Source organism: Mycolicibacterium parafortuitum (assembly GCF_002086815.1).
GTDB lineage: Bacteria > Actinomycetota > Actinomycetes > Mycobacteriales > Mycobacteriaceae > Mycobacterium > Mycobacterium parafortuitum.
Map to the genome: position 1 here is coordinate 13,209 of NZ_MVID01000015.1, position 15,247 is coordinate 28,455.

The following is a 15,247-nucleotide window of genomic DNA, read 5'->3' on the forward strand; positions in this document are numbered from 1 at the left end:
TTCTAGTTGACCGGTCTGATCTCGATCGAAACGTTCTTCTCCATCCCGCCGCGCAGCTTCGAGAAGAAGTTGAACGTCTTGCCCAGCAGGCCGTAGCGCTTGCCGAGGGCGTCGTAGGTCTTGGCGTTCATCGCCTTGGGCAGGATCACCGCGGTGGCCTCGACGGCCTCGCTCTTCGGCTTGCCGGAGCGGTCGCACTCGGCGATCGTCACCCGAGGGGTGTTGCGGATGCGCTTGACCTTCCAGGACGACTCCTGGGTGATCGCGATCAGCGCCTCTCCGGCCGGGGCGGCCCAGATCGCTGTCGGCTTCGGCCTGCCGTCCTTGGTGAAGGTGGTCAGCAGGATGTATTCCGACTTGGCGACGTCGGCGAAGGTCACAGGCATACCGACCAATCTAGTGAACGTCAGCCCTCGAGGTCGCCCTCGGTTTCCAGCAGCACCTGCCGAAGACCGTCGAGAGTGGACTGCTCCGGCGCGGCCCACATGCCGCGGCCGGCGGCCTCCAGCAGCCGTTCGGCCATCCCGTGCAGCGCCCACGGGTTCGACTCGTTCATGAACTTGCGGTTCTCCGGGTCGAGCACGTAGCTCTGGGTGAGCTGTTCGTACATCCAGTCGGCCATCACCCCGGCGGTGGCGTCGTAGCCGAACAGGTAGTCGACGGTCGCGGCCATCTCGAACGCGCCCTTGTAGCCGTGCCTGCGCATCGCGTTGATCCAGCGCGGGTTGACGACGCGGGCGCGGAACACCCGGGTGGTCTCCTCGTTCAGCGTCCGGGTGCGCACCGCGTCGGGCCTGGTGTTGTCGCCGATGTAGGCGGCCGGGTCCTTACCGGTCAGCGCGCGCACCGTGGCGACCATGCCGCCGTGGTACTGGAAGTAGTCGTCGGAATCGGCGATGTCGTGCTCGCGGGTGTCGGTATTCTTGGCGGCCACCGCGATTCGCCGGTAGGCCCGGTTCATGTCGTCGGTGGCGGGCGCCCCGTCGAGGCCGCGACCATAGGCGAAGCCGCCCCAGGCGGTGTACACCTGCGCGAGGTCGGCGTCGTCGCGCCAGTTGCGGCTGTCGATCAGCTGCAGCAGACCGGCGCCGTAGGTTCCCGGCTTGGAGCCGAAAATCCTTGTGGTGGCGCGCCTCTGGTCACCGTGCTCGGCCAGGTCGACCTCGGCGTGCGCGCGCACGTAGTTGTCCTCGGCCGGCTCGTCGAGGCCGGCGACGAGCTGCACCGCGTCGTCGAGCATCGTGACGACGTGCGGGAACGCGTCGCGGAAGAACCCGGAGATGCGCACGGTGACGTCGATGCGGGGGCGGCCCAGCTCGGCGAGCGGGATCGCCTCCAGGTCCACGACACGCCGTGATGCGTCGTCCCAGATCGGCCGGACCCCGAGCAGCGCGAGGACTTCGGCGATGTCGTCGCCCGCGGTGCGCATCGCCGAGGTGCCCCACACCGACAGCCCGACCGACTCAGGCCAGCGGCCGTAGTCGGTGCGGTAGCGCTCCAGCAGCGAATCCGCCATCGCGACACCGGTTTCCCATGCCAGCCGGGACGGCACCGCCTTCGGGTCGACGGAGTAGAAATTGCGCCCGGTGGGCAGCACGTTGACCAGACCGCGCAGCGGTGAGCCGGACGGCCCGGACTCGATGAACCGGCCGTCGAGGGCGCGCAGGATCTGCTCGACCTCACCGGCGGTGCCCGCCAGCCGCGGCACCACCTCGGTGGCGGCGAACCGCAGGATCGCCGCGACGTCGGGGTCCTCGGTGAGGCTGTCGACGGCCGCGGCGTCCCAGCCGGTGGCCTGCAGCGCCGCGACGAGTTCGCGGGCGCGGGCCTCGGCGGCGTCGACGGCGGCGCGTTCGTCGCTGCCGTCCTCGGTCAGGCCCAGCGCCTGGCGCAGGCCCGGCACCGTCTGTTCGCCGCCGAACAGCTGGCGCGCCCGCAGGATCGCCAGCACCAGGTCGACTTGCGCCTCACCAGTTGGGGTTTCACCGAGGATGTGCAGGCCGTCGCGAATCTGCACATCCTTGATCTCACACAGCCAGCCGTCGACGTGCAGCAGCATGTCGTCGAACGAGTCCTCGTCGGGGCGGTCTTCCAGCCCGAGGTCGTGGTCCATCTTCGCCGCGCGCATCAACGTCCAGATCTGCTGGCGGATCGCGGGCAGCTTGCCCGGGTCGAGCGCGGAGATGTTGGCGTGCTCGTCGAGCAGTTGCTCCAGACGCGCGATGTCGCCGTAGGTTTCGGCGCGGGCCATCGGCGGGATCAGGTGGTCGACCAGCGTCGCATGGGCGCGGCGTTTGGCCTGCGTACCCTCGCCGGGGTCGTTGACCAGGAACGGGTAGATCAGCGGCTGATCGCCCAGGGCGGCGTCGGTGCCGCAGCCCGCGGACATGCCCAGGGTCTTGCCGGGCAGCCATTCCAGGTTGCCGTGCTTGCCCAGGTGCACGATCGCGTCGGCTTCGAAGCCGTTGGAGAAGCCGCGATCGAGCCAGCGGTAGGCGGCCAGGTAGTGGTGGCTCGGCGGCAGGTCCGGATCGTGATAGATCGCCACCGGGTTCTCGCCGAAGCCGCGCGGCGGCTGAACCATCAGCACCACATTGCCCGATCGCATCGCCGCGATCACGATCTCACCGTCGGGGTCACGGCTGCGGTCGACGAACAACTCGCCCGGCGGCGGGCCCCAGTGCTCGGTGACCGCATCGGCCAGGTCGGCGGGCAACGTCGCGAACCAGTCGCGATAGTCCTTGGCGGACACCCGGATCGGGTTTCCGGCCAGCTGCCCCTCGGTGAGCCAGTCGGCGTCCTGTCCACCGCGCTCGATCAGGGCGTGGATCAGCGCGTCACCATCGCGGGCTTCCAGACCCGGAACCTCACCGACGTCGTAGCCGGCGTCGCGCATCGCGGTCAGCAGCCGGATGGCGCTGGCCGGGGTGTCGAGGCCGACCGCGTTGCCGATGCGGGCGTGCTTGGTCGGATACGCCGAGAACACCACCGCGATGCGTTTGTCGGCCGGGGCGATCGAGCGCAGCCGGGCGTGGCGGACCGCCAGGCCCGCGACCCGTGCGCACCGTTCGGGATCGGGGACGTAGGAGATCAGCCCTTCGTCGTCGATCTCCTTGAACGAGAACGGGACCGTGATGATGCGGCCGTCGAACTCGGGCACCGCGACCTGGGTCGCGACGTCGAGCGGCGAGAGCCCGTCGTCGTTCGCGTCCCACTGCCCCTTCGAACTGGTCAGGCACAATCCCTGCAGGATCGGGATGTCAAGGGCGGCAAGGTGAGCGACGTTCCAGGTGTCGTCCGCACCGCCCGCGCCGACGGCGGCGGGTGTCGCGCCACCTGCGGCGAGCACCGTGGTGATCAGCGCGTCGGCGGTGCCGAGCAGCTCGATCAGCGCGTCGTCGGCGGTGCGCAGCGACGCGCAGAACACCGGAAGTGCCACTCCCCCGGCGTGTTCGATCGCCTCGCAGAGCGCCTCGATGTAGCGGGTGTTGCCCGCCAGGTGCTGGGCGCGGTAGTACAGCACCGCGACCGTCGGTCCGTCAGCGGTTACCGAGGGGCGTTGCAGCACACCCCAGTTCGGGGTGGTGACGGGTTCGGCGAAACCGAAGCCGGTCATCAGCACCGTGTCCGACAGGAACGCGTGCAGGTTGGCCAGGTTCTCGGTACCGCCCTGCGCGAGGTAGATGTGCGTCTGCACCGCGACCCCGGCCGGCGTCGTCGAATGGGCCATCAGGTCGGCGTCGGGGGTCTGCTCGCCGCTGACCACCACGGTCGGCACCCCGCTGGCCACCACGGCGTCGATACCGTCCTCCCAGGCGCGGTAGCCGCCGAGGATGCGCACGATCGCGATGTCAGCGCCGCGCAGCAGTTCGTCGAGTTCCCCGTCGACCAGCCGGGCCGGGTTCGCCCACCGGTAGGCCGCTCCGCTGGCCCTGGCGGTGATCAGGTCGGTGTCCGACGTCGAGAGCAGCAGAACGGTCGGGCTGGCGGCGGGTTCGGTCACCCCTCATTCGTACCGGACCGGGGTCGGGCCGCTGAGCGCGGTCTCGGCTCAGCCGTGCCAGCGGCTGTACCAGGTCTGGCGGTAGGGCAAACCGAGCGCGGCGACGAGTGCGGCGACGATGGCGGCGAAGACGATGAGTTCGAACATCGGCGTTCCTTTCACGTGTTCGAATGACTACGCGGACGGTACCGCCGGTACTGGGTAAATTGCGGGTTGTGTGCGCGAGGAGACGACTCGTCGCGCCGAGTGACGTAGGTCACGAACACGGTGCCGGCACAGCGGAATCCCGGAGCTACTCGGCGGTGATGAAGCCCTGCTCGACCATCCAGTCGCGGGCGACGACGCTGGGGTCGAGGCCGTCGACGTCGACGGCCTTGTTCATCGCCATGATCGCGTCATTGGTCAGTGCCGCCGTGACAGGCGCGGTCACCTCGGCGATCTCGGGATGGGCCTCGAAGAACTCGCGCTTCATCGTCACCGACGGGTTGTAGTGCGCGAAGAACTGCTTGTCGTCGGTCAGCACCACGAGGTTCAGCGCGGCGATGCGGCCGTCGGTGGTGAACACCTCGCCGAAGTCGCATTCGGTGCCGTCGGCGGTGGCCTGATAGATGATCCCGACCTGCAGGATCGGGGTCTGCGCCCGCGCCGGGTCGAAACCGTAGGCGGCGGCCATCCCCGGGAAACCGTCCTGGCGGGCCCGGAATTCGGTGTCCACGCAGGTGCGCGCCGCGGCGGGATCGCGCAGCACCAGCGCCGCGTAGTCCGACAGGGTCCGCACGCCGGTCCGCTCGACGGTCTGCGGGCTGGCGGCCAGCGCGTAGGTGTCGTCCATCGGTCCGGGTTCCAGCCACACCATGTCGTTGCGCCGGAGGTCCTCGTCGCGGACAGCCTCGTACTGTTCCCGGGTGTCCGGGATGGGTTTCTCGTGGCCGAGGTAGTTGATCCACGCGTTGCCGGTGAACTCGTAGGCGACGTCGACCTGCCCGGAAAGCTGTGCCTCCCTTGTACTTCGGGAGCCGACGATGCCGGTCAGGTCGCGGACGTCGGCGCCCGCGGCGGCCAGCGTGAACTCCAGGATGTAGCCCATGATCACCTGCTCGGTGTATTCCTTGGACCCGACGGTGATCTGCACGCCTTCAAGACCGGGGGTGGGCTGGATGGTCCCGGGCCCGACCCGCAGCGGCACCGTGCTGCCCGATCCGAGCCCACAGCCGGACAGCACGACCGCGATCGCGGTCGCCAGGACGAGCACCGTGCGCATCCTCATCAGCGCAACCCCTTCGGGCTGATGAAGTGTTCGGCGAGTCCGCCGAGCCAGTCCACCAGCAGCGCCAGGCACACCGCGAGCACGCTGCCGAGGATCAGCGTGACGTCGTCCTGCAGCTTGTAGCCGGTGTCGATCAGGATGCCCAGCCCGCCGGCATTGACGAGGAACGACAGCGTCGCGGTACCGACCGCGAGCACCAGCGAGGTGCGCAGTCCCGCAAGGATGTACGGCACGGCCAGCGGCAGTTCCACCCGCAGCAGCAGCGAGCGTCGCGACATCCCCTGCCCCAGTCCGGCGTCGATCAGCGACCGGTCGACCTGGTCGATGCCCAGGATGGTGCTCGACAGCACCGGGAGCAGCGAGTACAGCGCGATCGGCAGTACCCCGATCCAGAATCCGGTCTTGGCGGTCACCAGGAACAGCAGCACGAGCAGGCCGATGGCGGGTGCGGCCTGGCCGACGTTCGCGATCCCGACGAACAACGGCCGCAACATCTTTGCGCCGGGGCGGGTGACCAGCACCCCGAGCGGTATCCCGATCAGCAGCACGATCGCGGTCACCGCGGCGGTGATCAACAGGTGCTGCCAGATCAGCGTCGCCACATTGGCCGGGTTGATGTTCTCCTGCTGGGTGGCGGTCAGGTCGCGGTCGAACGCCCAGAACACCACGGCCGCCGCGACGATCAGGACCAGCACCGGCTGCACGAACAGCCGCAGCCGCTCGCCCCGCGCGGCCGCCGGGGCGCCGGGTGCGTCGGCGGGCGCCGTCACTGTCGAGGTCACGACGGGTCGTCCCCGGCGGCCGCCGACGCCGCGGAAGACTCCGCCTTGGCGCGCAGGCTGGTGATGGTGTCGATCAGGGTGTCGAGCGTGACCACGCCCTCGTAGCGGTTGCCGGGGCCGGCGACGACGGCCGAGGCGTGTTGTTCGGCCAGGATCGCCTCGAGGGCGTCCTCCAGCGTGGAGTAGGTGCTGACCACGTCGAGCTTCTCGACCGCGTCGGCCAGGGTGGCGGCGTGCCGCAGCCGGCTCTCACGCACCCAGTTGACCGGCCGTTGCCGGTCGTCGAGCACCACCGCCCAGTCGTGCTCGGTGGCCGCGATCACCGCGCGCACCGCCTCGACGCTGTCGCCGCGGTGCACGGACGGCCGAGGTTCCAGCGCGACGTCCTTGACCCGCAACAGCCCCAGTTGCTGCAGCGAGGCCCCCGACCCGACGAAGCCGGCGACGGTGTCGTCGGCGGGGTTGGCCAGGATGTTCTGCGGGGTGTCGTACTGCAGCACCTTGGACTGCTGGCCCAGCACCGCGATGCGGTCGCCGAGTTTGACGGCCTCGCCGAAGTCGTGGGTGACGAACACGATGGTCTTGCGCAGTTCGGTCTGCAGCCGCAGCAGCTCGTCCTGGAGGGTGCTGCGGGTGATCGGGTCGACGGCGCCGAACGGTTCGTCCATCAACAGCACGGGCGGGTCGGCCGCCAGTGCCCGGGCCACCCCGACGCGCTGCTGCTGTCCACCGGAGAGCTGACGCGGGTAGCGGTCGGCGTACTGGGCGGGTTCGAGCCCGACCAGGTCGAGCAGTTCGTCGACCCGGTCGTTGATCCGGCGGCGGTCCCAGCCGAGCAGCCCGGGAACCAGGCCGACGTTCTGGCGGATCGTCATGTGCGGGAACAGACCCGCCTGCTGGATCGCGTAGCCGATCGAGCGCCGCAGTTCGGTGGGCTTGATCGCCAGCGCGTCCCGGTCGCCGATCAGGATCCGCCCCGAGGTGGGTTCGCTGAGCCGGTTGATCATCCGCATCGTGGTGGTCTTGCCGCAACCGGACGGCCCGACCAGGACCACGATCTCCCCGGCCGGGATCTCCAGCGAGACGTCTTCGACGGCAGGCGTTTTGGCGCCCGGGTAGACCTTCGACACGTGGTCGAGTTCGATGCGCGCCCCGCTCGGGCCTGATTGGGTGCCGGATTGCGCGGATTGTGCTGTCACCGAATGCCTTTCGACGTCGTGAGCCGCCCGAGCAGAACCAGGGCGGCGTCGAGAACGAGCGCCAGGATCACGATGAGCAGCGTTCCGCTCAACGCCATCGGCAGCGCGGTCGGGCTGCCCACCCTGGCCAGCCCGGCGAAGATCAGGTTTCCGAGGCCGGGGCCTTTGACGTACGCCGCGATCGCGAGCACGCCCATCGACATCTGGGTGGCCAGCCGCATCGCCGACAGCACGGCCGGCCAGACCAGCCGCAGCTCGACCCGGCCCAGCGTCTGCAGGCGGCTCATCCCGATGCCGCGTGCCGCATCGGTCAGCGCCGGGTCGACCGCGTTGAGCCCGACGATGGTGTTGCGCACGATCGGCAGCAGCGAATAGAGCACCAGCGCCGCGACGCTCGGGATCACACCCAGGCCGAACAGCGGGATCAGCAGGCCCAGCAGCGCGAACGCAGGCACCGTCAGGATCACGCTGGACGTCGCGGTAGCGATGTTGGCCGCCAGCGCGTTGCGGTAGGTCAGCACCCCGATCGCCACGCCGATCACGGTCGCGATCAGCACGCTTTGCACCACCGCGCTGACGTGCTGATAGGAGTCGAACGCGAGCTGCGGGTAGTGCGTGGACACGTAATCCCACAGCCCGGTCATGACGGCTGCACGTACCCGATCTTGAAGTGGTCGAAACGGGTCCGATTCGATTCGTGCTGAATCAAAGGATGGTCCGCGGGCCCCGATCCAGGCACGGTATTCGAGCGGGATCTACGGAGGAGAACGGATGTCAACACTGCACGTGGTCAAGCTCGGCGCCCATATCGGGGCGCGTATCGACGGGGTGGATCTCGCCCGCGGGGTCGACCCCGACACGGCGGCGCGGATCAACGCCGCCCTGCTGGAGCACAAGGTGATCTTCTTCCGGGGTCAGCACGATCTGGACGACGAGGGGCAGCTGGAGCTGGCCCGCGCGCTGGGTACGCCGACCACCGCCCACCCGACGGTGACCTCCCGCGGGGCCAAGGTGCTGCCGATCGACTCGCGCTACGACAAGGCGAACGCCTGGCACACCGATGTGACGTTCGTCGACCGCATCCCGAAGGCGTCGTTGTTGCGCGCGGTCACGCTGCCGCCCTACGGCGGCACCACCGCGTGGGCGTCGACCGAGGCCGCCTACGACCAGCTTCCGGAGCCGCTGCGCGTGCTCGCCGAGAATCTGTGGGCGGTGCACACCAATCAGTACGACTACGCCGGCGACGCCGACGCGCGCCTGCGCCCGCTCGCCGACACCGAACGCCAGTACCTCGAGGAGTTCGTCTCCGACTACTACGAGACCGAGCACCCGGTGGTGCGGGTGCACCCGGAGACGGGGCGCAAGGTGCTGCTGGTCGGCCTGTTCGTCAAGCACTTCGTCGGGCTCGGGCACGCCGAGTCCGCCACGCTGTTGAACCTGCTGCAGGCCCGGATCACCAAGCTGGAGAACACCATCCGGTGGAACTGGGAGCTGGGCGACCTCGCCATCTGGGACAACCGGGCCACCCAGCACTACGCGGTGTCCGACTACGACGACCAGTTCCGCCGCCTGAGCCGGGTCACGCTGGCCGGCGACATCCCCGTCGACGTCGCAGGCCGGCCCAGCCGGGTGATCGCCGGCGACGCGTCGTCGTACTCGCCGGTGGTCGACCCGGTCCGGCCCGCGGCCCCGGCCAGCCTCGCGAGCTGACGGTCCGTCGGGCCGGCGAGTACCGTGGACGCGTGGTCAGAGCGCGTGAGACGGACGCATGTCCGGGGGCGCTGCAGACCCACCGCGCGGCCGACGGGGACCTGGTCCGCATCCGGTTGCCCGGCGGGGCGATCACCGCAGCCCAGATGGAGACCGTCGCGCAGGCGGCCATCGAGTTGGCCGCTTCGACGCTCGAGCTGACCTCGCGGGCGAACCTGCAGATCCGCGGGGTGCGTGACCCCGCCGCGGTCGCCGCGCTGCTGACCGACGCCGGGTTGCTGCCGTCGACGTCCCACGAGCGGGTACGCAATATCGTCGCGTCTCCGCTGTCGGGACGTGCCGGCGGCGCGTGCGACGTCCGAGGGCTGGTCACCGCGCTCGACACGGCCGTACAGGCCGATCCGGCCCTGGCCGCGCTGCCCGGCCGGTTCCTGTTCGGCATCGACGACGGCCGCGGCGACATCTCCGGTCTCGGCGCCGACGCTGGTGTGCACGCCCTCGACACCTCCACCGCGGCACTGCTTCTCGCCGGCCGCGACACCGGTGTGCGGATCCCGCTGGATGCCGCCGTCGACGAACTCCTCGGCGTGGCCCGCCGATTCCTCGACGTGCGCGGAAAGCACTGGCGGGTCCGCGAACTCGACGACCCGATGCTGCTGGTCCGCGGCCGCGACGCCGACGCGCCGGCCGGCGCCACCTGGCCGCCGGTGACCCGCCCCCCGGTCGGCTGGATCGAGCAGGACGACGGCCGGATCGCACTCGGCGCGGCGGTGCCGCTGGGGGTGCTCGACGCCCAGCTGGCGCGCTACCTCGCCGCGGTCGAGGCGCCGATGGCGGTGACGCCGTGGCGGTCGATTCTGCTGTTCGACCTCGACGAAGAGGTCGCCGATGTGGCGCTGCGGGTGCTGGCCCCGCTCGGGCTGATCTTCGACGAGAACTCGCCGTGGCTGTCGGTGTCGGCGTGCACCGGCAGCCCGGGCTGCGCACAGTCGGCCGCCGACGTGCGGGCCGACGCCGCCGCGGCGGTGGATCCCGCCGTCCCGGGGCACCGGCACTTCGTCGGGTGCGAACGCGCCTGCGGCAGTCCGGCACACGCCGAGGTCCTGGTGGCGACCGGAGACGGCTACCGGAGCCGAAAAGCCCACCCGTAGGGTGAGCGGGTGCTCGACTACATCCGCGACGCCGCGGAGATCTATCGCCAGTCGTTCGCGACCATCCGTGCCGAGGCGGATCTGGCGCGGTTCCCCGAGGACGTGGCCCGCGTGGTGGTGCGGCTGATCCACACCTGCGGGCAGGTCGACGTCGCCGAGCACGTCGCCTTCACCCCCGACGTGGTGGCACGCACGCATGCCGCGCTGGCGGCCGGCGCCCCGATCCTGTGCGACTCGTCGATGGTGGCCGCCGGCATCACCCGGTCGCGGCTGCCCGCCGACAACGAGGTGGTGTCGCTGGTGGCCGATCCGCGTGCCCGCGACCTCGCCGCCGAGCTGGGCAGCACCCGGTCGGCCGCCGCGGTCGACCTGTGGGCCGAACGCATCCCCGGCGCGGTGTTCGCGGTCGGCAATGCGCCGACCGCGCTGTTCCGCCTGCTCGAGCTCGTCGACGACGGGCTGGCCGCACCGGCGGCGGTGCTCGGCGGACCGGTCGGGTTCGTCGGCTCCGCGCAGTCCAAACAGGAACTCATCGACCGTCCGCGAGGCATGTCCTACCTCGTGGTTACGGGCAGGCGCGGCGGCAGCGCGATGGCCGCCGCCGCGGTGAACTCGATTGCGGCAGAGGAAGAATGAGCACTCGTCAGGGAACACTCTGGGGTGTCGGGCTCGGGCCCGGCGACCCTGAACTGGTCACCGTCAAGGCGGCCCGGGTGATCGGTGCGGCCGATGTGGTCGCCTACCACAGCGCCCGCCACGGCCGCAGCATCGCACGCGGTATCGCCGAGCCGTACCTGCGGGACGGCCAGATCGAGGAGCACCTCGTCTACCCGGTGACCACCGAGACGTCCGACCATCCGGGCGGCTACGCCGGCGCGATGGAGGACTTCTACCGCGAGTCCGCCGACCGGATCGCCGCGCACCTCGACGCCGGGCGCGACGTCGCGTTGCTCGCCGAGGGTGACCCGCTGTTCTACAGCTCCTACATGCACATGCACACGCGGTTGACGCAGCGATTCGACGCGGTCATCGTGCCCGGGGTGACGTCGGTCAGCGCGGCGTCGGCCGCGGTGTCGACACCGCTGGTGCAGGGCGACCAGGTGCTGACGATCCTGCCCGGCACACTGCCGCAGGCCGAGCTGCAACGCCGCCTCGCCGACACCGACGCCGCGGTGATCCTCAAGCTCGGCCGCTCCTACCCCGCTGTCCGGCAAGCGCTTTCGGGGGCGGGCCGGCTCGACGACGCGTTCTACGTCGAGCGCGCCAGCACCGAACGGCAGCGGGTGCTGCCCGCCGCCGATGTCGACGACGGATCGGTGCCGTACTTCGCACTCGCGATGCTCCCCGGTGACGGGCGCAGACGCGCGGGCACCGGCTCGGTCGCGGTCGTCGGGCTCGGCCCCGGCGACACCGGGTGGATGACCTCGCAGAGCCGCCACGAGCTCGCCGCGGCGACCGACCTGATCGGGTACGGGCCGTACCTGGACCGGGTCGGACTGCGCGACGGGCAGCGCAGACATCCTTCCGACAACACCGACGAACCCGCGCGGGCCCGGCTGGCGTGCGAACTCGCCCAGCAGGGCCGCGCGGTCGCGGTGGTGTCCTCCGGGGACCCCGGGGTGTTCGCGATGGCGACCGCGGTGCTCGAAGAGGCCGAGCAGTGGCCGGGCGTCGAGGTCCGGGTGATCCCGGCGATGACCGCCGCCCAGGCCGTGGCGAGCCGGGTCGGTGCGCCGCTCGGGCACGACTACGCGGTGATCTCGCTGTCGGACCGGCTCAAGCCCTGGGACGTGATCGTGCGCCGGCTGTCGGCGGCCGCGGCGGCCGACATGGTGCTGGCGATCTACAACCCGGCGTCGAAGTCGCGCACCTGGCAGGTCGGCGCGATGCGCGATCTGCTCCTCGAGCACCGCGATCCGGCCACCCCGGTGGTGATCGGGCGCGACGTCGGCGGTCCGCACGAGTCGGTCACGGTGACCGCGCTGGGCGACCTGGACCCGGCCGCCGTCGACATGCGCTGTCTGCTGATCATCGGCTCCACCCAGACCCGCTGGCACCGCAGCGCCGACGGCGCGGACCGGGTGTTCACGCTGCGCCGCTATCCGCCGAGTTGACAAGCGTCGTACATAATTGACAGTCGTCAGAACCGCAGGTTAATCTCCGCGCGTGCAGCGAGGACTACCGGTGCGGTCCCCGACCGACCGGCGTCAACCACAGAAGAGCGACCTGCGCCGCGTCGCGATCCTGGAATCCCTGAACCATCATCTGCGGGAATCGGGTTTCGACGCACTCAACATCGCCGACGTCACCCGCCGCGCCGGGGTGACCCGCTCGGCGTTCTACTTCTACTTCGAGAACAAGGCCGCGGGTGTGGCCGCTCTGCTCGAGCCGATGTACGACGACGGCTTCCTGGCCGGCGACATCCTCACCGACACCACCCGACCCCCGCGTCGGCGCATCCGCGGCATGCTCGAGGCCCTGCTCGACACCGTCGACGAGCACCGCTACCTGCTGCAGGCCATGCTCGAGGCACGCGCGACCAGCCCGTCGATCCGTGACGTGTGGGATCAGGCCCGAGAGACCTTCGTCCCGACCGTCGCGCAGATGATCACCGCCGAACGCGACGGCGGGCGCGCGCCGGGCGGGCCCGCACCCGAGATCCTTGCCAGCATCCTGCTGGAGTTCAACGACCGCCTGATGGAGCGCTACACCGTCGGCGGCCGGCTCAGCCGCGAAGACCTGCTGACCGCGGCCGAATCCGTATGGCTGCGCACGATTTACCTCAACGACGAGGACAACCACCGATGAGCGCTTGCGCGAAGAGCATCAAACCCCGAAGGACGGCGCCGTGAGCATCCCCCGCACCCCGGAAGACATCACCCCACAGTGGCTGGGCTCGGCACTCGGAACCGAGGTCGACGACGTCACCGTGACCGCGATCGGCACCGGGCAGACCGGCGCGACGTACCGGGTGAGCGCGGCCTACCCGTCACCGTCGGCGGATCGGCCCACCACGTTCGCGGTCAAGTTGCCCGCCCAGGACGACGCGGTGCGTGAGCGGGTCGCGCTGGGCTACCTGTCCGAGGTCGACTTCTACTCGTCGATCACCACCCATGTCGCGGTTCCCGTCCCGGACTGCTTCCACAGCGAGATCTCCTCGGACGGTTCGGATTTCGTGCTCATCCTGGCCGACATGGCGCCGGCCGAACAGGGTGACCAGATCGCCGGATGCAGCACCGCGGAGGCCACGCTGGCCGTCGAGGCGCTGGCCGGTCTGCACGGCCCCAGCTGGGGTGACCGCCGCTTCTTCGACCTGCCGTCGATCGTGATGCCCAAGCCGGGAGACGAGGCCGCCTCGAAGGGCCTCGGGGACGTCGCGGTGATGGCGGCGAACATGACGCTCGACAAGCTCGGCGGCTCGGTCAGCGACGAGGACCGCGACACGCTGCTGACCTCGATGGGCCTGGTCACGCCGTGGCTGATGGCCGAACCGGACCGATTCTCGCTGATGCACGGCGACTACCGGCTCGACAACCTGCTCTACGACCCCGACCGCACCCGCGTCACCGTCGTCGACTGGCAGACCGTCGGGATCGGTTTGCCGACAAGGGATCTGGCATACTTCACCGCGACCAGCCTGCTTCCCGAGGACCGCGCGACCGTCGAACGCGACCTCGTCGAGCGCTACCACGCCGCACTCGTCGGGCACGGCGTCACCGGGTACGACGTCGAAACCTGTTGGCAGGACTATCGGCTCGGCGTGTTCCAGGCGCCGCTGATCACCACGCTGGGGTTCGCGTTCGCGGCGTCGACCGAACGCGGCGACGAGATGATCCTGACCATGCTGCACCGCGGTTGTCGCGCGATCCGCGAGCTCGGCGCGATCGACCTGGTCAGGTCGTATGAGGCTTCGTCGTCGACCACTGCGTGACCGGCATCGCCGGACGCCATCCGGTGAACGAGCCGACCGCGTCCCCGCGGTAGTGCTGGTAGCGCCGCAACTCGCCGCCGTGTCGTGAATACCACTGCGCCAGCACGGCTTCGGACTCGACGGTGACAGCGTTGACCACGATCCGGCCGCCAGCACGGAGGTGTTCCCAGCAGGCCTCGATCAGGCCAGGGCTGCTGACCCCGCCGCCGACGAACACCGCATCCGGCGGAGGCACCGACGCGAACGCCTCGGGCGCTCCCGCCGCCGTGTCGACGCGCGCGCCGAACGTATCGGCGTTTCCGGTGATCCGTGCCCGCCGGGTCTCATCGCGTTCGAACGCCACGGCGCGACAACCCGGCCCGGACAGGCACCACTCGATCGCGACACTGCCGGATCCGGCCCCGACGTCCCACAGCAGTTCGCCGGGCCGCGGCCCCAGCGCCGCCAGGGTGGCCGCCCGGACCGCCTGTTTGGTGATCTGTCCGTCGTGGGCGAACGCGTCGTCGGGCAGCGCGCCGTAACGCCGCTCGTCGGGCAGGTACCGCACCGCCATCACGTTGAGGTCGTCGACGTCCCCGGGTGGCCGGGCCGCCCATTCCCGCGCCGTGGACGAACGCCGCAATTCCCTTGGGCCGCCGAGCTGTTCGAGGATCGTCAGCTCCGAGTCGCCGCGGCCGGTCGCGGTCAGCAACCGCGCCAGCGCCACCGGGCTGGAACCGTCGCGCGACAACACCACGGCCTGACCGCCGCGGCGCACCGCGGTGTGCACATCGTTGGTGACCAGGCTGATGATCTCGGTGTCCTGAACCGGCCAGCCGACCCGCGAACACGCCAGCGTCACCGACGACACGTGCGGCAGCACGGCGACCCGGTCGGCGCCGAACATCCTGATCAACGTGCTGCCGATGCCGTGCAGCAACGGGTCGCCGCTGGCGACCACGTGGACGTCGCCGTCGGTGTCGTCACCAAGTGCGCGCAAGGCGGGCAGCAGCGGCGACGGCCACGCGCGACGTGTCGCGGTGACGCTGTCGTCGAGCAGCTCGAGCTGCCGCCGCGACCCGTAGACGACTGTCGCCCTGGCCAACTCGTCCTTCGACGCGGCCGGAAGCCCCGACATCCCGTCGGCGCCGATACCCACGACGACGATCATGACCGTCTGTTCTTCGCGCAAGCGCTCATCAGTAGCTTTTTGTTCTTCGCGCAA

General features: G+C 70.2%; 13 protein-coding genes. 6 read left to right on the top strand and 7 right to left on the bottom strand.

Annotated elements, in window-relative coordinates:
- Nucleotides 1-2: 2 nt before the first annotated feature.
- From BST38_RS16535 to BST38_RS16560, 6 genes are all read right to left on the bottom strand, one after another.
- Nucleotides 3-386, bottom strand: coding sequence for a PPOX class F420-dependent oxidoreductase (locus tag BST38_RS16535; RefSeq protein ID WP_083144437.1), 384 nt, complete (start codon nucleotides 384-386; stop codon nucleotides 3-5).
- Nucleotides 387-406: 20 nt separating this feature from the next.
- Entirely contained in the window at nucleotides 407-4,003 is a 3,597-nt protein-coding gene (cobN, locus tag BST38_RS16540) for a cobaltochelatase subunit CobN (RefSeq protein WP_083144438.1), read from the bottom strand.
- Between the two features lie 292 nt (nucleotides 4,004-4,295).
- The gene (locus tag BST38_RS16545) at nucleotides 4,296-5,270 is read right to left on the bottom strand and encodes a glycine betaine ABC transporter substrate-binding protein (protein ID WP_083144439.1); all 975 of its coding nucleotides are present in this window, start codon (nucleotides 5,268-5,270) and stop codon (nucleotides 4,296-4,298) included.
- The gene (locus tag BST38_RS16550; RefSeq protein ID WP_179963960.1) at nucleotides 5,270-6,052 is read right to left on the bottom strand and encodes an ABC transporter permease; all 783 of its coding nucleotides are present in this window, start codon (nucleotides 6,050-6,052) and stop codon (nucleotides 5,270-5,272) included. Before BST38_RS16550 ends, BST38_RS16545 begins: the two co-directional genes overlap by 1 nt.
- Nucleotides 6,049-7,251: an ABC transporter ATP-binding protein gene (locus BST38_RS16555; protein WP_083144441.1), complete on the bottom strand. Its 1,203-nt coding sequence runs from the start codon at nucleotides 7,249-7,251 to the stop codon at nucleotides 6,049-6,051. The genes BST38_RS16550 and BST38_RS16555 overlap by 4 nt, the downstream gene beginning before the upstream one ends.
- Nucleotides 7,248-7,895, bottom strand: coding sequence for an ABC transporter permease (locus tag BST38_RS16560; RefSeq protein ID WP_083144442.1), 648 nt, complete (start codon nucleotides 7,893-7,895; stop codon nucleotides 7,248-7,250). Before BST38_RS16560 ends, BST38_RS16555 begins: the two co-directional genes overlap by 4 nt.
- Nucleotides 7,896-8,022: 127 nt before the next feature.
- On the opposite strand from BST38_RS16560, the gene BST38_RS16565 reads away from it, so the two are divergent.
- From BST38_RS16565 to BST38_RS16590, 6 genes are all read left to right on the top strand, one after another.
- Nucleotides 8,023-8,961: a TauD/TfdA dioxygenase family protein gene (locus tag BST38_RS16565; RefSeq protein ID WP_083144443.1), complete on the top strand. Its 939-nt coding sequence runs from the start codon at nucleotides 8,023-8,025 to the stop codon at nucleotides 8,959-8,961.
- 32 nt (nucleotides 8,962-8,993) lie between these two features.
- Nucleotides 8,994-10,112: a precorrin-3B synthase gene (cobG, locus tag BST38_RS16570; RefSeq protein WP_083144444.1), complete on the top strand. Its 1,119-nt coding sequence runs from the start codon at nucleotides 8,994-8,996 to the stop codon at nucleotides 10,110-10,112.
- Between the two features lie 9 nt (nucleotides 10,113-10,121).
- A complete protein-coding gene (locus tag BST38_RS16575; protein WP_083144445.1) occupies nucleotides 10,122-10,748 on the top strand; it encodes a precorrin-8X methylmutase in 627 nt (208 codons plus the stop codon).
- Nucleotides 10,745-12,226, top strand: a complete 1,482-nt coding sequence (locus BST38_RS16580) for a precorrin-2 C(20)-methyltransferase (protein WP_083144446.1) — start codon at nucleotides 10,745-10,747, stop codon at nucleotides 12,224-12,226. Before BST38_RS16575 ends, BST38_RS16580 begins: the two co-directional genes overlap by 4 nt.
- A gap of 70 nt (nucleotides 12,227-12,296) precedes the next feature.
- Nucleotides 12,297-12,920 (top strand): TetR/AcrR family transcriptional regulator, encoded by a 624-nt coding sequence (locus tag BST38_RS16585; protein WP_083144447.1) that lies wholly within the window; start codon nucleotides 12,297-12,299, stop codon nucleotides 12,918-12,920.
- Nucleotides 12,921-12,960: 40 nt separating this feature from the next.
- Entirely contained in the window at nucleotides 12,961-14,043 is a 1,083-nt protein-coding gene (locus BST38_RS16590) for a phosphotransferase family protein (protein WP_083144525.1), read from the top strand.
- On the opposite strand, the gene cbiE is transcribed toward BST38_RS16590, so the two are convergent.
- On the bottom strand, nucleotides 14,006-15,193 hold the full coding sequence (gene cbiE, locus BST38_RS16595; RefSeq protein ID WP_083144526.1) for a precorrin-6y C5,15-methyltransferase (decarboxylating) subunit CbiE: 1,188 nt from the start codon (nucleotides 15,191-15,193) through the stop codon (nucleotides 14,006-14,008). The two genes, BST38_RS16590 and cbiE, sit on opposite strands and share 38 nt — an antisense overlap.
- Nucleotides 15,194-15,247 lie beyond the last annotated feature (54 nt).

What these genes read in the sequence shown, in the direction of transcription:
- cbiE (WP_083144526.1), bottom strand. Translation starts at nt 15,193, where the DNA reads ATGATCGTCGTCGTGGGTATCGGCGCCGACGGGATGTCGGGGCTTCCG.
- BST38_RS16545 (WP_083144439.1), bottom strand. Translation starts at nt 5,270, where the DNA reads ATGAGGATGCGCACGGTGCTCGTCCTGGCGACCGCGATCGCGGTCGTG.
- BST38_RS16560 (WP_083144442.1), bottom strand. Translation starts at nt 7,895, where the DNA reads ATGACCGGGCTGTGGGATTACGTGTCCACGCACTACCCGCAGCTCGCG.
- BST38_RS16565 (WP_083144443.1), top strand. Translation starts at nt 8,023, where the DNA reads ATGTCAACACTGCACGTGGTCAAGCTCGGCGCCCATATCGGGGCGCGT.
- BST38_RS16535 (WP_083144437.1), bottom strand. Translation starts at nt 386, where the DNA reads ATGCCTGTGACCTTCGCCGACGTCGCCAAGTCGGAATACATCCTGCTG.
- BST38_RS16580 (WP_083144446.1), top strand. Translation starts at nt 10,745, where the DNA reads ATGAGCACTCGTCAGGGAACACTCTGGGGTGTCGGGCTCGGGCCCGGC.